Below are 20,357 nucleotides of genomic sequence, written 5' to 3'. Positions count from 1 at the left end.
GTGATACGATTAAAAGCCTAATATAGGCAAACCGAACTGAGATTTATCAGCTCATGGTGTATTTTGTTAAACGTCGCGGCGGATAACGTAGGTTTTAGCCAGCATATCGTGCCAGCCCTGTCTGCGTTCTGTCCAAAGGATAGGCAGATAGCCAATGCATAGCACAAAGAACCATAATATTTGCGTAAAGTTGCGAACAATGGCACGGCCAACACCAAGGCGTTGCCCATCGGCATCAACTACGGCCAATTTGCAAAGCCGTTTGCCAATACTGCCACGCAGTGGGGTTGATTCTAGTAATGTTTTGTAAAACGCAAACGCTGTAAGGAATAATAATGCAAATTCCTGCATTTTGGCGTTGTAATGCGTAAGGTCGTTGGTTTTAACGGTTGCCGCAATTTGCGCTATGTATCCGGGGATGAGAAGGGATATGATAAAACTGAAGATGACGTAATCGATGAAAAAAGCCAGCAGTCTTATCCAAAAGTTGGCCAGGTTACCTTCTGTAGGGAAATATATACCTCTAGCCTCAAAATACTCAAATAACTCCGGCACGTACGATGCTTCCTGCCATTCTTCATTACCGGGGGTTAAAACCATGGTGTCCACATCAAGATCGAGCTCTAATAATTCTTTAAGCGTGTAGGGGCCTGTTTGCTGGCCAGCATCTTGTATGTAGTAAGTATCGTTCATTGTTTAGTGTTAACCAGAGCAAACATAGGTAAACCGCATCATGAATTCATGGCGTAAACAATAATATTCACCCCGAATTTGGTGTTATCCTCGGCCAGGAAGCGCTTATTGCGGAAATCGTAATCCCATTCGCAACCATAATCTTTGCTGCTGTACAATACGGCTATGCGGCCATCTAGTTCTATAGCCTTAAGGTAGTCATGCACCAGGTCGTCGCCCCAGCCATTCAGTTCGAAAGAGGTGGTAGGCGGTCCTTTATCAAAACTGAAAAAGGAGTGATAAAGCTTATGGTTATTGGGTATTTTTTTTAAGGCTGCCGGACCGAACAGTGCCGCCATCTGCGCCTCGAAGGATTTAGCGAACAGCCCGTCGATATCATGATTGCAATCATCTACGAATACGAAACCCCCGTTCTGCACGTATTTTTTGAAATTGGCCTTTTCTTTCGTGTCGAACTGTACCAGCTTGTGGCCGCTTAGGTAGCAGAAGGGGTAATTGAAGATATCGTCGCTGCTGAGCGGGATAACTTTCTCGTGCGGATCGATGGAGATGGTGGTGTATTCTACCAGCGAGTTGAGCAGGTTTGAGGGCATGCGCTGGTCGGTATCCCAATCGCCGCTGTGGTAACTTAACCTGGTAAAAGTAAACTTTGCGCCCTGTGCCATCAATTACAAAACCCTAAAATTAGGATAAAATTATTGCCCGCCCCATATCAAAAGCTAACAAGGTTGTAAAGTTTTAGATACTTTGTTGGGTTTTTGGTAAAAAAACTGGGTATTTAGTTAAAAGGGTAATATCTTGTGGGGGTGTTGGTGGGGAATGCCGCCTACCCGTTGACTCACCCCGGGTTCGCTTCGCTGCCCGACCCTCTCTTCCTGCGGAAAAGAGGGTGAGCTTCATTTTTAACCCTCTTTGCGAAGCAGAGAGGGTCGACGCCCGCGCATGCGGGCCGTCGGGGTGAGTCAAATAACGACGCACTCCATAGCGATGAGTTTCAAACCCATCGCTATGGGCAAAACAATAATACAAACACTGACAACATTGGAACTTACCGAGACTAACATCAAAGCCCTGCTGGCCAAATTACCGCAGCTGAAAACCGAGATACAAAAGGTAATAGTAGGGCAGGACCATATATTGGACGAACTGCTGGTGGCCTTTTTGGCCGGCGGGCATTGCCTGCTGGAAGGTGTGCCCGGACTGGCGAAAACGCTCATCGTAAAAACCATGTCGCAGGCGCTGCACCTCTCATTCAGGCGCATACAGTTTACACCCGATTTGATGCCTACGGATATTATCGGTACCGAGATATTGGAGGAGGACCATGCCACGGGCAAGCGTTTCTTCAAATTCAACAAGGGGCCGTTATTTGCCAATATTATATTGGCCGATGAGATAAACAGGACGCCGCCTAAGACGCAGTCGGCCTTGCTGGAGGCCATGCAGGAATTTGAAGTAACCTACGGCGGCCAAACCTACCCGCTGGATAAGCCTTTCTTTATCCTCGCTACGCAAAATCCCATTGAGCAAGCCGGCACTTACCCGCTACCCGAGGCGCAGCTTGATCGTTTTTTGCTGCTGATAAAAATAGGCTACCCAACCGAGCAGGAAGAATTTGCGATACTGAACCGCACCACCGGCACAAAAAAGGCCGACGTAAAAGCCGTTATCACCGCCGAAGAAATAACCCAGGCGCAGGAACTGGTGCGCCAGGTAACTATTAATGAGGATTTGACAAGGTACGTTAGCCATATCATCCGCGCTACCCGGCCCGATACTACCGAAGTTGCCTACGTAAAAGAATGGGTGCGCTGGGGTGCCGGTCCGCGCGCAGGGCAGGCGCTAATCCTGACCGCCAAAGCCCGCGCCTTATTAAAAGGCCGGTACACCGTATTGATGGAAGACATCCACGCCATGGCCCCGGCCGTTTTAAGGCACCGCATATTGATGAACTTTAAAGCCGAAGCCGAAGGGATAAATTCTGATAGGGTAACGGAGGAGTTGTTGAAAGTGATAAAAAGAAAAGAAACCGGGATTTAACAGATCGTTCGGATTTCCACAGATTTTTAAAGAAATTTGAAGGAAATCAAGGGAATCTCTAATCCTAAAAGTCAAGGTTCAGCAAAAGAAATCTTTCAATCCTTTAATCAAGTAAATCAAGGTTCAGACAAATAAATCCCTTAATCTGTTTAATCCCGGTTCATGCTCGATCCCAAAGTATTAATGACCATCAAGGATTTGCCATTACTGGCGAAAACGGTTATCGATGGCTTTATGAATGGGTTCAACAAAAGCACGGTAAAAGGGCCGGGACTGGAATTTAGTCAGTACCGCAGCTACCAGCCCGGCGATGACCTGCGCTGGCTCGATTGGCGCATGTTTGCCCGCAGCGACCGATACTATATCCGCGAATCGGAGATTGAGACCAGCATTTCCATAAGGTTTTTGGTGGATGCCAGTGCATCCATGAACCATGATGACGATGGAATAAAGAAAATAGATTATGCCAAAGCCTTGACGGCCTCGCTGGCATACCTGGCCAACCTGCAGGGCGACAGCGTAGCGCTAAATGTGTTTAAGGATGGCGAACTGTTTTCGCTCCCCTCCAAACCCGATCCGCAGCATCTGCAGCGTTTATTCTACCATTTGCAAGGTGTTGAGCCGTCGGGCACATTCACCAAACCCATACATTATAAGGAGTTGTTTGCAGGCAATGGCCGCAAGGAACTACTGGTTTTTATAACCGATATGTACCAGGCCGAGGCGGAGATTGACGCCCTGCTAAGTTCGCTGTCGGCCCTGAAGCATGAAATAATCGTTTTCCACCTGATGGGGCAGAATGAGCTGAACTTCGATTTTAAAGGATATTCTACACTGGAAGACCTGGAAACAGGCGAAACCATACAAGTAAACACGCAACGTGCAAAAGATGCCTATACCGAAAAATTGCAGCAACATTTAGCAGCAATCCGCTCAACGCTATTAGGCAAACGTATTTCGTACCGGATGCTGAGCACGGCGCAACCATTGGACGAAGCCCTGCGGGATTTTTTGGTGCAAAGGAAGAAGGGGGCGTTATGATGGGGAAACTACATTTAGTATCTTATAATAATTTTATCCCTAGCGATGGGTTTGAACTCCATCGCTATTTTGGGCAGTTTTTTACATCCCTCCTTGGGGAGGGGTGCGGCTGGCTGAGCGCAAAGGCAGGGAGGGGTTTAGCCACTAACCCGCATGCATACTCAGGGTTCGGAAACGAAGGTTTTGGGCAGTTATTTACTTCCCTCCCTGGGGAGGGGTGCGGATGGTTGAGCGCAAAAGCAGGGAGGGGTTTAGCCACAAAGCTGAGATTGCAAAGTCTAATAAACCCCTACCTCCTCCTTCCCCAGGGAAGGAATCGCACATGCCCCGCGCTTTTATTTGATTTCGGATATTCAAGGTTTCAGGTACTCACCACTCTCCAAAGATGAGTTTCCTATCCCCCATATGGTTTATCGCGCTGGCTGCCCTTGGCATCCCGGTACTGATACACCTATGGAACATCCGTCCGGGCAAAACATTGAAGGTGGGCAGCATATCGCTCATTACCGAAGCCTCAAAAACTACCAGCCGTAGCTTTAAATTGTTGGATATCCTACTGCTGATACTGCGCTGCCTGCTGTTGGGCTTGCTGGCCTTCTTTTTGGCAGGGCCGCTGTGGGCCTGGTTCTCGCCGGATAAGAAGGCTAAAGGATGGGTGCTTATCCCCAAAGAAAATTTAAAGGAAAGCTATCAAAAATTCAGGCCACAGGTAGATTCTTTGCTGAAGGCAGGCTTTGAGTTCCATTATTTCAACAAGGGTTTTGCCGCGGCCGACTTGAAACTTGAATTGGTAGATACCACGCTAAAGGATACCGTCACACAGGCCAATTACTGGAGCCTGATAAAGCAATTGGATGAAAAAGCGCCGAGCATACCGCAGGCATACCTCTACACACCAAATGGCTTAAGCCATTTTGCAGGCAGTAAACCGATAATCAAATCAGCCATTCAGTGGGCGACTTATACGCCGGCAGATTCCACAAGCCTCTGGATTGCGGGGGCATGGCTCAATAATTCGAGCGAGGTGAGGGCGGTGGTAGGTAGCAGTAACCCACAGGGTACACAGTTCGATACCAAGCCCGTAAAAGCAGGGGGCGCGGGCGATTTACAATTAACTATACAAAATGGTCGGCCCTTAGTCAGCCTGAAAGGGGCAAAGCAGCAGCCCGTTGCTGTAGATACCGCCACCATCAACATCGCCATCTACACGGATAAATATGCTTTGGATGCGCATTACCTGCACGCTGCACTGCAGACCGCCACAGGCTTCATGGGGCACAAGGCCGTCGTGAAACAATACGCATCGCCAAACCAGATTCCCGCAGGGCGAACCTGGCTTTTTTGGCTGAGCGATAAGTCGGTGGATAATCGTTTATCAGCCAGCAATACAAATATTTTTAAGTACGAAGGCGGTAAAATGCTAGATGTGCATACATTAATAAGCCCCGGCGATATCCCGCTGACTAAACGCATTTCGGCTACTGCTGTAGGTGATATAGTATGGAACGATGGCTTCGGCGGCGCGATACTAAGCAAGGAACAAAAGGGCAGCACAACCTCTTATCACTGTTACTCCCACCTTAACCCCGTCTGGAACGACCTGGCGTGGAACGACGCATTCCCCAAACAGATACTGCAATTACTGAACAGCAAGCACTATACCGTGCCCGCTGAATACGACAGGCGCGTGCTAAGCCATCAGCAATTAATGCCGTATTACATGGTCAATAGTTATACGCCATCGTCGATAACTGCCACTAATCCAAAAGACATATCGCCGTATTTTTGGCTGTTGATGATATTAGTTTTCACTGCGGAGCGTTGGTTATCTCACAAAACAAAATCTACTACCAATGGCTGAGCACGCAATATATAAAATTGACGCACTGCGCCGCCGCTGGGTTGTGTACCAGATACTGGCCGATGCGGCTTTGTCGACAGCCATGGCCCTGTTGGCTGCGGGTTTGTTTTTGCTGTTGGGATGGCTGGTTTGGTGGGCATTCCCGGTGTTTTGGAGCACGTTTATCCTGGCGCTGGTTTTACACCACCCATGGCGCATCGGCAACCAGAAAATCGTGAGCTTCCTGGACAGAGAATATCCGGAATTACAGGAGAGCACCAGCTTGCTATTGCTGCCTGCGGAGGAATTGAATGTGTTGCAGCCGCTGGCCCGGGCAAACGCTGCGGAAGCATTGGCCAACTTACAGGTAGGCCATAAACTGTTCGCCAAGCGGTTTTTGCGCTCATTATTGCTGATGGGCTTATCGGCATTGTTTTTTGTGGCAATAGCAATGCTGTACCACCCCGCGAATAGCGGCAATAGTCGAACCAGGGGGCTAGGCATTGCAGAGCAAAAGTTCCCGATGGAAAATCCCCTTCCGCAGATTGAGGGCATCGATATTATCATTACACCACCCGCTTACACTCGCAAGGCACAGCGCAGCCAGGATAGGTTCAATCTCTCCGTGGAGGTTGGTGCCAATGTAAACTGGCATATCAACACCAACATCGCGGTAAAGACTGCGTACCTGCTGTTTAATGATAAGGAGCGTATCAGCCTGAATGATACCGGCGAGGGCAGAGCCTGGCGGGCCGCGAAAACCATCAGCGGACCGGGATATTACCAGGTAAGTATAGATGGCAAATTGTCTGAACTTTACCAGGTGCAGGTGATTAAAGATGCGCCGCCGGTGATACAAATCAAAACGCCCAAACCCTATACTTATATCGATGCGGGCGAAGCCCAGCGTATCAATATTGATGCCGCCTTAACGGATGATTACGGCATTGCCAATGCGCAGATTATCGCAACCGTTGCCAAAGGTCGGGGCGAAGGCGTTAAATTCAAGGAGTATAAACTGAACTTCAATACCGCGTTTTCCGGGAATCCACAGTACGACGCGCAGAAACTGGTAGACCTGCCCGCCCTGAACATGGAACCCGGCGACGAGCTGTATTTTTATGTTCAGGCAAAAGATACCCATCAACAGCAAAGCCGTACTGATGTATTCACCGTTGCCATACAGGATACTGCCGAACTGCTCAGCATGGATGGCATACTCAGCGGCGCTAACCTCAAACCCGAGTTCTTCCGTAGCGAAAGGCAAATCATCATCGATGCGGAGCAATTGTTGAAAGATAAGGACAGCATCTCGGTGGAAAAATTCAACGCCCGCAGTAATGAGCTCGGTATCGACCAGAAACTGCTGCGCCTGCGCTACGGCAAATTCCTGGGCGAGGAAGATGAAACCCAGGAAGGCCCGAAAAGCAGCGATGGTGTGGCCGACCCCGCAGATTTCAGCAACGCGGCAAAAATATTAAAGGAATATACCGACGACCACGACAAGGCCGAGGATGCCCAGTTCTTCGAGCCGGCCATCAAGGCGCAACTGAAAGCCACCCTTACCGAAATGTGGAAGGCCGAACTGCAACTGCGACTATACAAACCGCAAGCCGCATTGCCATTTGCTTACAAAGCTTTGCGTTTACTGAAGGATTTGCAGCAAAAATCGCGCTCCTTCGTGGCGAAAACGGCCTACAACCCAACACCTATAAAACTGGATAAACGCCTCAGCGGCGAACTGGATAAGATTATCCAACCCGTAGATAAGCAAGAAATAAAACCTGCGGCCGACCGCTTCGAGGCCCTCCGAAAAGCCGTAGAAGTATTGGAACAACTGAAGGCCAAACCCATATTAACTACTGCAGATGCCCGCGTATTGCAGGTGGCCAACCAGCAACTAAGCTTGCGCGCATCGGCGCAGCCGGGTACTTACCTGGCCGCCCTGGGCGCCATGCGTAGGATATTATCGGCGCAAAAAATAAATGTAGTGGATATTGGTATAGTACAACGGGCAATCCAAACAACGATATCGGTGCCTAAGGTGCAACCGTTCGCAAAGGGCCAACCTGCGGATGGCGGGTTATCGCGCAGCTATTACAAAAACCTTAAAAACGCCAGGCCATGATGCAAGCCAATTGGAGTTATATGGTTATCGGGCTATGCGTGTTGCTGGCGGCCTTCGCGGTATGGCAGGAAATCCGAAGGCTTAATCAAAAACGTTTGGCATTAAGGGCTTTGGCGATCATCATTGCCGTAACTGCTTTGGCTTGTTTGGCATTGCCGGTAAGCTACCAAAAAGAAGCAAGGCAAGACCACAGGGAGGAGTTTGCTCTCATCACAACAGGATTTGCTGCAGATAGCATACCTGCAAACGCGCGGTTATTTACTGCCGATGAGGCCATCAAAAAGGCCTATACCCGCGCTATGTTCATGAATAGTTTGGATGCGCTGGCCGATACCCTGAAAGGCAATCCACTGCATATTTACGGCCATGGCCTGATTAAAACCCGGTTGGATGAACTGGATAGCCTGCCCGTGATTTTTCACCCACAAGCACCGCCAGTGGGCGTAAGCCATATCAGTTGGCCCCAAAAGCTAAAGGCAGGCAAAGCCTTGCAGGTACAGGGCACTTACCATAATCCATTGGCACAAAAAGTAATGCTGTTGCTGAAAGGATTGAACACAGTTTTAGATACAGCCACCATCCAACCAAACGGGCAATGGAACTTTGAGTTGAATGCCACGCCGAAATCAAACGGCAAACAAATTTATCAACTGCTATCGGTAAGCGGCGGCGATACCGTTTTGCAAGGCAGCCTGCCGTTTATAGCAGAGCCGGTGAAGCCGCTGCGGGTGCTGATACTTTCGGCTTCGCCCGGTTTTGAAACCAAATTTTTAAAGAGCTGGCTCAGCGGGCAGGGATATGCTATTGCCGCGCGTTCGGCCATCAGCAAGGAAAAATTCAACAGCGAATACATCAATATTAAACAACTTCCCCTTGATAGGCTCACGGCCTCAATCCTCGCGCAATTCGATGTGGTAATAGGCGACCTATCCACCCTGAATACCCTTGGCGGGGCGGATGCAGCGTCTCTAAAACATGAAGTAGAAGATAATGGCCTGGGCATCATCATTAGGGCGGATAGTACGGGCAAAACCTCCTGGCTGCAAAAGGATTTCCCAACGGATAATGTTCCCGGCAAAGAGGTTTTATCTGCCCTTGTCATCAATGGCAAAAAGAGCGCATCAGATAAAATAGGTAATGGCACAACAGGCATCCGCTACCACGAAGGTGCGCAGCCGCTGATTACGGGCGCACAAGGCCGCGTATTGGCAAGCAGCAGCATTGCAGGGCAGGGGAGATTGGTCTTTACCAGTTTGGGTAATACGTATAGTTGGGCATTGGGCGGTAATCAGCAGGATTACGCTGCGGTATGGAGTGCCCTGATCAGTAAGGCCGCCCGCAGCGACACAATGGCAACGACGCCTATCGAGCCGGATGCCATGCCCTTTGCGGACCAGCCTGTGCAGCTACGCATTGCGAAAAGTGCAAGTTCGGCAATCAGCATCAACGGCGAGGCAGTGCCGCCTGAGCAGAACCCGGAGATGTCTTTTGAGTGGTCGGCACCTTATTGGCCAACGGAGGCCGGTTGGCAATCCGTCCGCGAGGGTAATGCCACCGATTGGTTCTATGCCTGGCCGCAAACCGAATGGAAAGGCGTACAAGCGGCTGCGAATGTCGCCGCTACACAGCAATATGCCGCAAGCCATCAATCGGGCAGTATTGTAACGAAACAGATACATCAAAAACTTCGGATTGAGGTGCCGAAAATTTACTTTTATATCCTGCTGCTGGCAGCTTTCGTTTTTCTGTGGGTAGAGAGGAAGTTGTCGTGAAAAATATGGCGCAATAAAAATTGCGCCTGTTCAAGCGTCCACGCTTGAATAATAATCTTTGTAAGCGTCCACGCTTACTTTTTAACTGCGACGGGAGCGAGGACGCTCCAAAATGTGTTTCAGTCAAGCGGGGACGCTTGACCGGGCGGAGAATAGAATTGCGATGATTAAACATATATCATAATATGAGAAGAAGAGATTTTATTTATTTAACAGGGCTTGGTGCGGCGGCAACGGCATTGCCAAACCTCGGCGCATTCGGTAAAACTATCGATGTGCAGGATGCCCTTAATCCGGTGGATGCCAAAATAAAAAAGGAACTGGCCGATGCAGGGCTCAATGCCGCAAAAGCAGCAGGTGCAAGCTATGCCGATGTGCGCATAGGGCGCTACCTTAACCAGTTCGTCATCACCCGCGAAAACCGGGTGCTTAACGTGGCCAATACCGAAAGCTACGGCGTGGGCATTCGCGTAATTGCCAATGGCTGCTGGGGCTTTGCCGCTACTAATGATGTAACCAAAGATGGCGTTGCTAAAACCGCAAAACGCGCGGTTGCCGTTGCAAAGGCCAATGCCAAGCTAGGCAGCGCACCGGTACAGCTGGCTCCTCAAAAAGGTTACGGTGAAGTAAGCTGGAAAACGCCTATCGAGAAGAACGCATTCGAGGTGCCGATAAAGGAAAAGGTTGATCTGCTGCTGAACACCAATGCCATTGCTATGGGTGCAGGTGCTAACTTCGTCAACTCTACCATCTTTGCGGTTAACGAGCAGAAGTATTTTGCCAGTACCGATGGTTCTTATATCGACCAGGATATCCACCGCTTTTACCCAAGCTTCACGGTTACCAAGATCGATCCTGCAAAAAATTCCTTCGAAACCCGCCGCTCGCTAAGTGCGCCGATGGGTATGGGATACGAATATTTAACGCCTTTGGCATCAGAAACGCTCCCTGGCATTACCCCGCGTTACAAAAAGCGATACGATATGCTGGAAGATATTAAGTTTGCCACTAAACAGGCGGGTGAGAAAATCAACGCGAAATCGGTTGACCCGGGCAAGTACGATTTGGTGCTTGATCCGAGCCACCTTGGTTTAACCATACACGAATCAGTTGGCCACCCCACCGAGCTCGACCGCGTACTGGGCTACGAAGCCAATTATGCAGGGACCAGTTTCTTAACTTTAGATAAATGGAAATCGGGCAACTTCAAGTTCGGTAGCGATAAGGTGAATGTTGTTGCCGATAAAACCCAGGTGGGCTCGCTCGGTGCTGTTGGTTATGATGACGAAGGCGTGGGTACCAAAAAGTGGGACATTATCAAAAACGGCGTGCTGGTGAATTACCAGGCCATCCGCGATCAGGCGCACATCATCGGCCTGAAAGAATCGCAGGGATGCTGCTACGCGCAAAGCTGGCAGGACGTACAGTTTCAGCGTATGCCGAATATTTCCCTTCAACCAGGTGCGGAAAAGCTAAGTGTGGATGACATGATCAAAAATGTAGAAAAAGGTATTTACATCATCGGCGACGGCTCTTTCTCTATCGATCAGCAACGCTACAACTTCCAGTTTGGCGGCCAGCTGTTTTACGAGATAAAGAACGGCCAGATCGCCGGTATGCTGAACGATGTTGCCTACCAGGCCAACACGCAGGAATTCTGGAACAGCTGCACCCAGGTTTGCGACCAAAGCGATTACCGCTTTATGGGCGCGTTTAACGATGGTAAAGGGCAGCCCGGCCAAAGCAGCGCGGTATCGCACGGTTCATCTACAACAAGGTTCAATGGGGTTAACGTAATCAACACAAAAAGAAAAATCGGTTAAAACATGGCTATATATACAAAAGAACAGGCACAGGCCTTACTAAAAAAGGTGCTGAGCTATTCCAAAGCCGATGAGTGCGAAGCAAGCCTCGGCGGTGGCGACGAGGGCAACGTGCGCTATGCGCTGAACGCGGTTTCTACCGCGGGCGATGTAAGCAGCATCGGCCTCTCGGTAACATCGGTTTACGGCAAAAAGGCAGGCTCGGCCTCTATCAACGAGTTCGACGATGCCGCCTTGGAGCGCGTAGTGCGCCGCTCTGAGGAACTGGCGCAGCTGGCACCGGAGAACCCGGAATACATGCCGATGCTGGGCCAATCGGAGTTTAAGGAAGCGATAACCTATAATACCAACACCGCCAATATGACACCCGATAGCCGGGCCGAAATGGTGGGCAAAAGCCTGGCTGTTGCCAAAGAGGCCAAGCTTAATGCCGCCGGCTTTTTAGATAATTCGGCCAGTTTCAGCGCGGTAATGAACTCAAAGGGTTTGTTTGCCTATAACAAAAGCACTGACGTAAACTTCACGATAACCCTGCGCAACGATGCCGGTACCGCTTCGGGCTATGCTGCCCGCGGTTTTACTGATGTAAGCAAACTGGATACTGCCTCGGCAACCCGCGTTGCTGCCATGAAAGCCAACGCCTCGATAGGCGCAAGGGCCATGGAGCCGGGCAAATACACGGTGATATTGGAGCCGGTTGCTGCAACTTATATGCTGGAGAACATGTTTCGCTTTGATGCCCGCAGTGCCGAAGAGGGCCGTAGCTTTTTGAGCAAAAAAGGCGGCGGTACCCGTTTAGGCGAGCAACTGATGGACCCGAAAGTAAACATCTATTCTGACCCCTTTAATCCCGACCTGCCCGGCGCAACCTGGGGCGGCGACGGCCTCCCACGCGAAAAAACCATGTGGATTGATAAAGGCGTGGTGAAAAATCTTTCGTACTCGCGCTATTGGGCGCAGAAGAAGGGCGTAGCACCCGTGCCCGGCCCAAGCAATATTATTATGGATGGCGGCGATGCCACCCTCGAAGAACTGATCAAAAGCACCGAGCGCGGGATATTGGTATCGCGGCTGTGGTACATCCGCATGGTAGATCCGCAATCGCTGTTGCTTACCGGCCTTACCCGCGATGGTACGTTCTACATCGAGAACGGCAAGATAAAATTCCCGGTGAAGAATTTCCGCTTTAACGAGAGCCCGGTAATTATGCTGAACAACCTGGAAGCCCTGGGCAGGCAGGAACGCAGCATCAGCGTAGAAAGCTACCGTAGCTACCTGATACCGCCATTGAAGGTTAGGGACTTTACGTTCTCGTCGTTATCCGACGCGGTATAACAATGCTTTGCTAAGTTATTTGTAAATGTTTAAATTTGTATATGTCGACACTTATTGTACACCCGGATAGTAAAGAGCAGTTAACTGCAATCAAAGCTTTTATGAAAGCCCTTAAGATTTCTTTTAAGGAAGAAAAGGATGATTACGATCCTGAATTCGTTGATATGATTCTCAAAGGTGATGAAGAAATTAAAGCGGGTAAGGGTACTAAAGTCGATTTGGATAATTTATGGAAGTGATTTTTACTTCTGCCGCTTTAAGCCATCTTGATGAATGGCGAAAAAGTGGCAACAAAGTTATCCAAAACAAAATCAAAGAACTGATAGACTCTATTAGAGAGACACCTTTTGAAGGAATAGGAAAACCGGAACCTTTGAAACACAAATTGTCCGGTAAATGGTCGAGACGTATAAATTTAGAGCATAGGATTGTGTACAGTATCGATGGCGATTCGATTAATATTTATTCTCTAAAAGGACACTATTAAACACCAATAATACTCTACATCCCCGAAAGGGGATGTTTTGTTTTAAGGCTTTGCGTGCCTATTTTTAGGCTAAATTATTACCCATGAGAACTCCAAGGCAAAATGCTAACCGCAATGCAACACCACCAATAGGTACTGGTCCGATAGAGGTATTCAGCAGAAAGGACTGGAAGGATTACGCCCGCGAATCGGCCATGATATTATAAAAACCCGAGTCTTGACGCAAAGCATCGGCGTTTTTTGTTTCTTTGCAGCCCCAAATTTTATTTTATGCGTCCTTTCCCGTCAATCAGCTCTATACTTTCGGCAAGCCATTTGGCAATATTTTTAAAGGACAAGTACAGCCTGTCGGCAAGTGCAAGCTGCAAGTTGTTAAAAACAGGTATCAACCATAGTTACCTTGTAACAGACGGTGCTGGCAAATTTGTTTTTAGAGTTTATAGCCTGAATTGGCGCAGTGAAAAAGAGATCAACGAAGAAATACGCTTGCTAACCCTGCTGAAGGAGGGCGGTATTTCGGTTTCTTATCCTTTGACAGATGCCTCGGGCGAGTTCCTGCAACAGCTGGATGCGCCGGAAGGCATGCGTTTTGGGCTGATGTTTTCTTTTGCCGAAGGCGAAAAGCTGCTGAACTTATCCGAAGAGCAGCATTACAAAATTGGGGAAACCATGGCCTGTATCCACCGCTTAACGGAGGGCCTGCAATTGCAAAGGGTTGATTATACGCCCCAAACTATCCTTCAGGACCCGTTCATATACCTCGATAATTTCCTGCCTGCTCAATCTGATGAAATGGCGTGGATGCTATCGGCACAAAAATACTTGCTGCGCGAACTAGCCAATGCCGATGATACGCAGATGCGCAAAGGCGTGGTGCACCTGGATATATGGTTCGATAATATGAATATCACTAAGGATGGCGTGGTGACCATCTTCGATTTTGATTTCTGTGGCAACGGCTGGCTGGCTTATGATATTGCCTATAACATACTGCAGATACACAGCACCGAAAAAGACCCTGCAGAGCGAGAACTGAAAAAGAAGAGTTTTTTAGATGGTTATGAATCGGTTGTAAAAATAAGCCACGAAGAAAAACGATTGCTGCCCGCTTTGGGCGTAAGCCTTTACTTTTTTTATCTGGGCATACAGTGCCAGCGTTTTGATAACTGGAGCAACGTGTTCCTGAACGAGACCTACTTGAAACGCTTCATCAAAATGTTGGTAAGAACCTTTTTCGAAGAAAATGTATCAGCTGCGTTATTGGCGGATTAGCATATACTTCAGCTTCCCCAAAACCATCAGGCTTGCCTTTGCATTGGGCTTCGCTTCGTAAAGTTTCAGCGTATTGTCTTCAAATTCGTAATGATAAACAACCCTCTTATTGCTGAATTCATCGAAAGTAATGAGGTCCATGTTATTAAGCGGGCCGGGTTTAAGGTCGTTCTCGATAAAATATTTCCTGAAGCCCGCCAGGCCGGTCACCGTGCCGTCGGGCGTGAAGGTAACTTTGCCCGTTTTCCCTGTCGCGCCCTTAAACGAATAGCTGCCCGCTAAAAGGGCTTTGTTGATGGCGTAGTTGATGCCGTCGCTAACGTTCTTGTTGGGGTCTACGTTAGCAATTTTGTGGTATCTGGTGGTGAATAGTTGCTTGTTGTAAACCTGGTATCGAATTAAAGCCGTATCGCCAATGGCAACCGAATAGCCCAGTTCATCCTCGCCGAATTGGAAAGTGCCGGGCCTTTTGCCGGGCTTTAGCCTAAGGGCTACGCTGCCGGGGTTTTGGTTATCCCAACCTACGGGTACCATAAGGCTATCGCCCGTCATTGCTGCGGTATCTATCTGCATGCCGGTTATGCCAACCACCAAATCTACCGATGCCAAAACCGATTTAGTCTGCCGTATCTTTTCTATATAATCGCTTTTTACCCAAACGCCCTGATAAAGGGGTAACTGTGTCTTAAAGGATGGCGCCGGTTTGGCCTTTACAGTAACAAGGGTATCGGGCTTAGTTTTTGGGGCGTTGCTTTTGCATGATAAGAGGACCATGACAGGGGCAAACAAAAAAAATAGCTTCTTCATTTCGGGGTTTTTCTCGTTACTAAAATACATAATAATATGGGCCGATTGACAGATATTTGCTTTATGGAAACTACGCTGATAGGCCTCCTGTCGCAATTGAAACTGATGCCTTTGGAGCATCAGCAGCTTATAGCGGATGCTTGTGAATTAAAGCATTTCAAAGAGGGCGAGTACCTATTCCGATCGGGGCAGGTGTGCCGGCAAATGTTTTTTATAGAGGATGGCGTGCTGCGCATTATGGCGCAAAACGAGAAGGGGAACGAGATAACCTATTTCTTTTTGAAAGCAGGCCAGTTGTGCACCATCCTGAAAAGCTTTAACGAGAGCGTCATTGCCGATGAAAGCATACAAGCCGCCTGCGATACGCAGGTCATGACGATCAGTAAAAGCAAGCTGGAGCAATTGTATGCGGTGATACCGTACCTGCGCGAACTCATGGTGCAGGCTACGCAAAGCACCCTGCTGGCCAAGATAAGCACCCGAAACGCCTACCGCGGGCTCGATTCGGCGGAGCGGTATAAATTATTCATGGAGCAGCAAAGGTATATAGCGCAGCGCGTATCCTTAACGGATATCGCGTCATACCTGGGCATTACGCCGCAATCGCTCAGCCGCATCCGCAGGAATATCAAGTAGCTTTTTTACCAATTGATAAGCGTGTGCCCGCATTTACCGGGCATATTTGTTGAAATAAAATACCGACATCTACATATGGAAACTACTAAAATTGGCTGGATAGGCCTGGGGCTGATGGGTACGCCCATGGCGCAGCAATTGATCAAAGCGGGTTACCCCGTAACGGTTTATAACCGCAATAAAGATAAAGAAGCCGCGCTGAAAGAGCTTGGTGCAGGCACCGCGATCACGCCTGCTGAATTGATTGAACAATCAGATGTAATCATCATGATGGTGACGGATGATAATGCCATCAACGATGTTTTCCACGGCGATGATGGCGTGCTGAGTGCTGGCGCCAGCGGTAAGGTAATTATCAATATGAGCACCGTATCGCCGGCCATTAGCAAGGAAATTGCGGAACTTTGCGCGGCACAGGGCAATGCCTGTTTAGATGCGCCCGTTTCCGGTAGTGTAAAACAGGCCGAAACCGCTCAACTGGTTATTATGGCCGGCGGCGATGCCGTAGCCTTTGAACGAGTAAAGCCGGTACTGGAGGCAATAGGCAAAAGCGCTACGCTTATTGGCGATGTGGGCGCAGGCAACGTAGCTAAACTGGCTATCAACACGCTGCTGGCCATACATGCGCAGGGTTTGGCTGAAGCCGTAATACTAGCCAGGCAAAACGGCATAGTCCCCGAAACTTTATTGAATCTGCTCAACAACGGAGCACTGGCCAACCCTTTCATGAAAATAAAGGGCGATGCTATCATGAACGATAACTACAAGGCTGCATTCTCGCTCGACAATATCGTTAAAGATCTTAAGCTGGCGCAAGATATTGGTTTAGCGTCTCCGCTGGGCGAGGCCGCTCTAAAAACCTACGAAGCTGCGCAGCGGCAATTTGGCGGGGAGGATTTGATAGCAGTTATCAAACATATCGAAGCAGATCAATAAAAAGCTTTAATTCGATTCGATTTTACCATTTGTTAAGTAGATGCCATTTCGCACTGCCGAAATTTGCATCAACAAATAAAAACACAATGGAATATCAATTGAAAGGCCTGCAAGGCAAAAGGGTCATTTTATTAGGCGCAAGCAGCGGGCTTGGATTGGCAACAGCTAAAGCCGCTGCGGCAGAGGGCGCCAATGTGGTCATCGTATCCAGCAATCACCAGCGCATAGATAAGGCTTTGGCGGGCTTGCCGGATGGCAGCGAAGGCCACGCCGTAGATCTGGGCAAAGAAGAGAACATTAAAGACTTTTTCGCAGGTATAGGAGCGTTCGACCATTTGGTTTATACGGCGGGCGAGAATCTGAACCTGAAAACTATCGACCAGACGGACATAGAAGATGCGCGTTCGTTTTTCAACGTTCGTTTTTGGGCACCGTTCGCAGCAGTGAAATACGCTGCGCCAAACATCAATGCGGGTGGTTCTATTTGCCTTATAAGCGGTACGGCCAATGCAAGGCCGGGTGTGGGCTGGTCGGTTGCTTCGGCCATATGCGGTGCTATGGAGGGCTTGGTGCGGGCCATGGCGGTAGAATTGGCACCCATCCGTGTTAATGCGGTAGTTCCCGGCGTGATCAGGACCAGTATGTGGGATAGCATGCCCCCTGAGCAACGCGAGGGCTTATACCAGGCCATGGCAGATAGCCTGCTTTTAAAACGCGTAGGCGAAGCAGAAGACGTTGCGCAGGCATTCGTTTACCTGATGAAGCAACGCTTCGGTACCGGGCAAAATATTGTGGTGGATGGGGGGACGGTGTTAGTGTAGGAAATAGTATGCGGAGTACCTTGTTTCGAACTTTTATTTTGAGAGCAAGTTAACAATGGAAGGCAGGTAATTGATAAACCAGGCCGGTAATTCCCGTCGGTCTGCATGAAATTCAATCTCTTGCAAAACAGTTTTAAATAAAATCCTGTGATTAATCTCAGAGGTATCAACGATGGTTAAATCATCAATGAGCGGGTAGTAAATGTTTAGCTTTTCAAGATTGCCAAAAAAGTTATTCATAAGCGTTTGTGGGTCAACATAATGCCCGCCTTCGGTTACCCTTTCTGTTACACGGAATTGCGAGAGTTCGGTGTTTTCTAACCCAAAAAAAATAAGATGAACCCGATACCCGGCATCTTTAAAGGCCTTTGGTTTGTCCCAGGTAGCATCGTTGGTAAAATGCCCTTCGTAAACATAGTGGTCGTTATTGGCGAGTGCGTTAGCGGTTTGCTCCTCAAACAGACTGATTACGTATTCAAGCGCTTCTTGCCTTGCATATTTTGCGGACCTCGTAACAGCCGGGAATAGTTCGCTTAGTTTCCGGGTGTAAAGCAGGTCCCCATCAAAAACAGCATAATGTTGATGGATATCATCCGGGAGGTATTCGGGGCCGACGGTAGATTTACCGGCGCCGTTTGAACCCGTAATAATATACAAGCTGGGCATCTTAAAACAAGTTTAGCTCCTGGCGGATAGCTTGCGCCTGGCCATTAGTAAGTTCTTCTATTACAGTGAAGGATCTTAGGTTAGATGAAACAGTGACAATTTTAATCGAGTTGTCGGGATATTCCAGATAACTCTGGTTTTTGGGGAGTGTGTTGGACCAAATCAAAAAGGGCTTGCCATTGTCGAGTTTTTTTCTCCTCAAACGTCTGACAACCGTTCCGCTTATTGCTTTTAGTTCTTCAATTGTGCCCATAGCCCTCTCTTTTGGTACTCAAATATAACGATAAATAGGCATTAAACGTAGAGGTTTTACTTCTGTCTTACCATTTTATACTTCAATTTATCAATTAAAAGTTGTACCGAGTCCTTATCGAACTTCGGCACATACAAGTTCAAGGTGTCTTTATTGAACCGGTAGATATACGAGTCGGAGTTTTTCTCGCCCACTTTAAAATACACAACGTCAGCTTCATTCGGCGGGGTCATGAAATCGATGCCGAGGGAATATGAGTCGAAAGGCGGCAGCCCGGTTATGGTACCGTTGCTCTTGAATTCAACTTTTATGTGGTTGTTCAGCGAGTCTGTCAACTGATAACTACCCGCCATTACCAGCTGGTTTATCCGGTAATAGCTCGCTTCGGTGGTTTGGTTGTTGGTAGTTTCGGGGTTGGCTATCAACCGGGTAAAACGGTCGCGGCTTTCCAGCTTGCCCTTGCTGTTGTAGGTGTAAACTATCAATGCAGTGTCGCCGTTAGCTATTTGATAACCTAGTTCGAAGGTGCGGTTGTCGATATCGCCGAGGTTAGAATAGAACGGCACAGCGTTTGGCGCACGCCCCTTGCGGAATTTCAATGTTAGACTATTCCCCTCGTGGTAAGTATAATTGATGCCTATACTTACGCTATCGCCTTTTATCGAATCAACATCGATACCTATGCCGGTAATGCTGAATGCCTTTGGCCAGGCTTTAAGCGGCGAGCGGGTCTTAGCTATCTCATCCATATAATCGCTTTTTATCCATTCGCCGTTGATGATGCCCTTAAATGTTGCCGTCAGCGATTTTGGAGTATCGGTTTTGGCAACGGCTGGCAGGGAATCTTTTACGGGTTGTTTAGTATTGCTTTTACAGGCGTATAGCAACACCGACAGCAACAGTAGGTACATTGATTTCTTCATCATAATGCGGATAAGGCTATGCTAAAGTAAAGAAACAACCCTGAAATCCGCAAGCTGCGCGTAAAAATAATCTCACCCTCTACACCAAAACCAGCCCCTCTTCCAACGCCTTCTCATAAGTATCCTCGTTGAATTTATAATAGGTGGGCGATCGGTGCCCGCCTATGCTGCGCTTTTCATCCAGCTTGGTGAGCAGGCCCAGTGATAATAGTTTATTGGGGAAATTGGTTGGGTTAAGCGTTTTGCCCGAGAGTACTTCGTAAAGGGTCTTGATTTCTTTGAGCGTGAATTTGGGCTGCAGCAGGTTTTTCCCTATCGGGAAGTGGTAAAGGTCTATCCGCATGCGCGCCAAGGCCTCAGCCACGATTTCGGCGTGGTCGAAACCCAGCTCCGGCAGGGCATCTATCGGGAACCATCGGCAAGCCTCCGAAAAAAAGTCGGCTTTTGGACTGGCGTTTACAATATCGGTAATAGCGTAAAAACCCAAAGTAACTGTTTCGCCGGCAAGCCAGCTGCTATCGTCTATCCTGAAGCCTATCATCTCCTCAAAGGCGTCCTCATCAAAAACGTCCAGCGCAGAGTTGCGGCCCACATCGCCAAAGGCTTTTACCTGTTTCAGGAACAATTTTTCCAGCCCGGTGCGTTCGGCTGTTATGCGCGACGCCGCATCGTCAAGGCTTTCGGTTTTCTTGATGAAGCCACCCGGCAGGTACCATTTGCGTATCAGCTTGTTTTTTACCAGTAACACTTTCAGGTCGCCATCGCGGTAGCCGAAGATGGCACAGTCGATGGTGATATTAGGTCGATACTCCAGGTACCCTATCTTAAAAAAATCGCGTGCTTCCTGCAGGTTTTCCATTTGTACAAAAATGGCGAAAAAATTA

The 20,357-nt window shown here is 48.6% G+C and carries 21 protein-coding genes; 14 read left to right on the top strand and 7 right to left on the bottom strand.

Annotated features, from left to right (window positions below; genetic code table 11):
• Positions 1–66: 66 nt before the first annotated feature.
• Both AC1DYT_RS23170 and AC1DYT_RS23165 read right to left on the bottom strand, forming a co-directional pair.
• Complete coding sequence (locus tag AC1DYT_RS23170) at positions 67–693, bottom strand: RDD family protein (protein ID WP_477471881.1); 627 nt, start codon at positions 691–693, stop codon at positions 67–69.
• A gap of 38 nt (positions 694–731) precedes the next feature.
• A complete protein-coding gene (locus tag AC1DYT_RS23165) occupies positions 732–1,358 on the bottom strand; it encodes a DUF4159 domain-containing protein (protein ID WP_477471880.1) in 627 nt (208 codons plus the stop codon).
• 343 nt (positions 1,359–1,701) lie between these two features.
• Here AC1DYT_RS23165 and AC1DYT_RS23160 point away from each other — a divergent pair, with 343 nt between their 5' ends.
• The 11 genes from AC1DYT_RS23160 (at position 1,702) to AC1DYT_RS23110 (ending at position 14,431) form a co-directional block, all read left to right on the top strand.
• Positions 1,702–2,733, top strand: a complete 1,032-nt coding sequence (locus AC1DYT_RS23160; RefSeq protein WP_477471879.1) for an AAA family ATPase — start codon at positions 1,702–1,704, stop codon at positions 2,731–2,733.
• A gap of 162 nt (positions 2,734–2,895) precedes the next feature.
• Complete coding sequence (locus tag AC1DYT_RS23155; RefSeq protein ID WP_477471878.1) at positions 2,896–3,774, top strand: DUF58 domain-containing protein; 879 nt, start codon at positions 2,896–2,898, stop codon at positions 3,772–3,774.
• Between the two features lie 385 nt (positions 3,775–4,159).
• Positions 4,160–5,635: a BatA domain-containing protein gene (locus AC1DYT_RS23150; protein ID WP_477471877.1), complete on the top strand. Its 1,476-nt coding sequence runs from the start codon at positions 4,160–4,162 to the stop codon at positions 5,633–5,635.
• Positions 5,628–7,742 carry a hypothetical protein gene (locus AC1DYT_RS23145; RefSeq protein ID WP_477471876.1) on the top strand — a complete coding sequence of 705 codons (2,115 nt, stop codon included), beginning with the start codon at positions 5,628–5,630 and terminating at the stop codon, positions 7,740–7,742. Before AC1DYT_RS23150 ends, AC1DYT_RS23145 begins: the two co-directional genes overlap by 8 nt.
• Entirely contained in the window at positions 7,739–9,514 is a 1,776-nt protein-coding gene (locus AC1DYT_RS23140) for a hypothetical protein (protein ID WP_477471875.1), read from the top strand. Before AC1DYT_RS23145 ends, AC1DYT_RS23140 begins: the two co-directional genes overlap by 4 nt.
• A 185-nt stretch (positions 9,515–9,699) precedes the next feature.
• Positions 9,700–11,337 (top strand): TldD/PmbA family protein, encoded by a 1,638-nt coding sequence (locus tag AC1DYT_RS23135; RefSeq protein ID WP_477471874.1) that lies wholly within the window; start codon positions 9,700–9,702, stop codon positions 11,335–11,337.
• Between the two features lie 3 nt (positions 11,338–11,340).
• The gene (locus tag AC1DYT_RS23130) at positions 11,341–12,672 is read left to right on the top strand and encodes a TldD/PmbA family protein (protein WP_477471873.1); all 1,332 of its coding nucleotides are present in this window, start codon (positions 11,341–11,343) and stop codon (positions 12,670–12,672) included.
• A gap of 41 nt (positions 12,673–12,713) precedes the next feature.
• Complete coding sequence (locus tag AC1DYT_RS23125; protein ID WP_477471872.1) at positions 12,714–12,911, top strand: DUF2683 family protein; 198 nt, start codon at positions 12,714–12,716, stop codon at positions 12,909–12,911.
• A complete protein-coding gene (locus AC1DYT_RS23120; RefSeq protein WP_477471871.1) occupies positions 12,902–13,159 on the top strand; it encodes a Txe/YoeB family addiction module toxin in 258 nt (85 codons plus the stop codon). Before AC1DYT_RS23125 ends, AC1DYT_RS23120 begins: the two co-directional genes overlap by 10 nt.
• Positions 13,160–13,242: 83 nt before the next feature.
• Positions 13,243–13,365 carry a hypothetical protein gene (locus AC1DYT_RS23115; RefSeq protein WP_477471870.1) on the top strand — a complete coding sequence of 41 codons (123 nt, stop codon included), beginning with the start codon at positions 13,243–13,245 and terminating at the stop codon, positions 13,363–13,365.
• A gap of 109 nt (positions 13,366–13,474) precedes the next feature.
• Entirely contained in the window at positions 13,475–14,431 is a 957-nt protein-coding gene (locus AC1DYT_RS23110) for a phosphotransferase (RefSeq protein ID WP_477471869.1), read from the top strand.
• Here the strand turns inward: AC1DYT_RS23110 and AC1DYT_RS23105 are convergent.
• Positions 14,417–15,238 (bottom strand): hypothetical protein, encoded by an 822-nt coding sequence (locus AC1DYT_RS23105; RefSeq protein ID WP_477471868.1) that lies wholly within the window; start codon positions 15,236–15,238, stop codon positions 14,417–14,419. The genes AC1DYT_RS23110 and AC1DYT_RS23105 overlap by 15 nt on opposite strands.
• Positions 15,239–15,274: 36 nt before the next feature.
• Between AC1DYT_RS23105 and AC1DYT_RS23100 the strand changes: the two genes are divergently transcribed.
• From AC1DYT_RS23100 to AC1DYT_RS23090, 3 genes are all read left to right on the top strand, one after another.
• On the top strand, positions 15,275–15,874 hold the full coding sequence (locus tag AC1DYT_RS23100; protein WP_477471867.1) for a Crp/Fnr family transcriptional regulator: 600 nt from the start codon (positions 15,275–15,277) through the stop codon (positions 15,872–15,874).
• A 21-nt stretch (positions 15,875–15,895) separates the two neighbouring features.
• Positions 15,896–16,810 (top strand): NAD(P)-dependent oxidoreductase, encoded by a 915-nt coding sequence (locus AC1DYT_RS23095; protein WP_477471866.1) that lies wholly within the window; start codon positions 15,896–15,898, stop codon positions 16,808–16,810.
• A gap of 86 nt (positions 16,811–16,896) precedes the next feature.
• Positions 16,897–17,631 carry an SDR family oxidoreductase gene (locus AC1DYT_RS23090; protein ID WP_477471865.1) on the top strand — a complete coding sequence of 245 codons (735 nt, stop codon included), beginning with the start codon at positions 16,897–16,899 and terminating at the stop codon, positions 17,629–17,631.
• Positions 17,632–17,664: 33 nt separating this feature from the next.
• Here AC1DYT_RS23090 and AC1DYT_RS23085 read toward each other — a convergent pair whose 3' ends face one another.
• From AC1DYT_RS23085 to AC1DYT_RS23070, 4 genes are all read right to left on the bottom strand, one after another.
• Entirely contained in the window at positions 17,665–18,297 is a 633-nt protein-coding gene (locus AC1DYT_RS23085; protein ID WP_477471864.1) for a zeta toxin family protein, read from the bottom strand.
• A 1-nt stretch (position 18,298) separates the two neighbouring features.
• Entirely contained in the window at positions 18,299–18,550 is a 252-nt protein-coding gene (locus tag AC1DYT_RS23080; RefSeq protein ID WP_477471863.1) for a hypothetical protein, read from the bottom strand.
• Positions 18,551–18,606: 56 nt separating this feature from the next.
• Complete coding sequence (locus tag AC1DYT_RS23075; protein ID WP_477471862.1) at positions 18,607–19,476, bottom strand: hypothetical protein; 870 nt, start codon at positions 19,474–19,476, stop codon at positions 18,607–18,609.
• A gap of 76 nt (positions 19,477–19,552) precedes the next feature.
• On the bottom strand, positions 19,553–20,332 hold the full coding sequence (locus tag AC1DYT_RS23070; RefSeq protein WP_477457224.1) for an NUDIX hydrolase: 780 nt from the start codon (positions 20,330–20,332) through the stop codon (positions 19,553–19,555).
• Positions 20,333–20,357: the final 25 nt, after the last annotated feature.

The organism is Mucilaginibacter sp. P1_D10, from assembly GCF_056406215.1.
Note: the sequence above shows the minus strand (reverse complement) of the source record. Positions and strands in the feature narration are given on the sequence as shown.

What these genes read in the sequence shown, in the direction of transcription:
- AC1DYT_RS23160 (WP_477471879.1), top strand. Translation starts at nt 1,702, where the DNA reads ATGGGCAAAACAATAATACAAACACTGACAACATTGGAACTTACCGAG.
- AC1DYT_RS23170 (WP_477471881.1), bottom strand. Translation starts at nt 693, where the DNA reads ATGAACGATACTTACTACATACAAGATGCTGGCCAGCAAACAGGCCCC.
- AC1DYT_RS23120 (WP_477471871.1), top strand. Translation starts at nt 12,902, where the DNA reads ATGGAAGTGATTTTTACTTCTGCCGCTTTAAGCCATCTTGATGAATGG.
- AC1DYT_RS23080 (WP_477471863.1), bottom strand. Translation starts at nt 18,550, where the DNA reads ATGGGCACAATTGAAGAACTAAAAGCAATAAGCGGAACGGTTGTCAGA.
- AC1DYT_RS23135 (WP_477471874.1), top strand. Translation starts at nt 9,700, where the DNA reads ATGAGAAGAAGAGATTTTATTTATTTAACAGGGCTTGGTGCGGCGGCA.
- AC1DYT_RS23070 (WP_477457224.1), bottom strand. Translation starts at nt 20,332, where the DNA reads ATGGAAAACCTGCAGGAAGCACGCGATTTTTTTAAGATAGGGTACCTG.
- AC1DYT_RS23165 (WP_477471880.1), bottom strand. Translation starts at nt 1,358, where the DNA reads ATGGCACAGGGCGCAAAGTTTACTTTTACCAGGTTAAGTTACCACAGC.
- AC1DYT_RS23085 (WP_477471864.1), bottom strand. Translation starts at nt 18,297, where the DNA reads ATGCCCAGCTTGTATATTATTACGGGTTCAAACGGCGCCGGTAAATCT.
- AC1DYT_RS23125 (WP_477471872.1), top strand. Translation starts at nt 12,714, where the DNA reads ATGTCGACACTTATTGTACACCCGGATAGTAAAGAGCAGTTAACTGCA.
- AC1DYT_RS23100 (WP_477471867.1), top strand. Translation starts at nt 15,275, where the DNA reads ATGGGCCGATTGACAGATATTTGCTTTATGGAAACTACGCTGATAGGC.
- AC1DYT_RS23105 (WP_477471868.1), bottom strand. Translation starts at nt 15,238, where the DNA reads ATGAAGAAGCTATTTTTTTTGTTTGCCCCTGTCATGGTCCTCTTATCA.
- AC1DYT_RS23075 (WP_477471862.1), bottom strand. Translation starts at nt 19,476, where the DNA reads ATGATGAAGAAATCAATGTACCTACTGTTGCTGTCGGTGTTGCTATAC.
- AC1DYT_RS23155 (WP_477471878.1), top strand. Translation starts at nt 2,896, where the DNA reads ATGCTCGATCCCAAAGTATTAATGACCATCAAGGATTTGCCATTACTG.
- AC1DYT_RS23145 (WP_477471876.1), top strand. Translation starts at nt 5,628, where the DNA reads ATGGCTGAGCACGCAATATATAAAATTGACGCACTGCGCCGCCGCTGG.
- AC1DYT_RS23090 (WP_477471865.1), top strand. Translation starts at nt 16,897, where the DNA reads ATGGAATATCAATTGAAAGGCCTGCAAGGCAAAAGGGTCATTTTATTA.
- AC1DYT_RS23130 (WP_477471873.1), top strand. Translation starts at nt 11,341, where the DNA reads ATGGCTATATATACAAAAGAACAGGCACAGGCCTTACTAAAAAAGGTG.
- AC1DYT_RS23140 (WP_477471875.1), top strand. Translation starts at nt 7,739, where the DNA reads ATGATGCAAGCCAATTGGAGTTATATGGTTATCGGGCTATGCGTGTTG.
- AC1DYT_RS23150 (WP_477471877.1), top strand. Translation starts at nt 4,160, where the DNA reads ATGAGTTTCCTATCCCCCATATGGTTTATCGCGCTGGCTGCCCTTGGC.
- AC1DYT_RS23115 (WP_477471870.1), top strand. Translation starts at nt 13,243, where the DNA reads ATGAGAACTCCAAGGCAAAATGCTAACCGCAATGCAACACCACCAATA.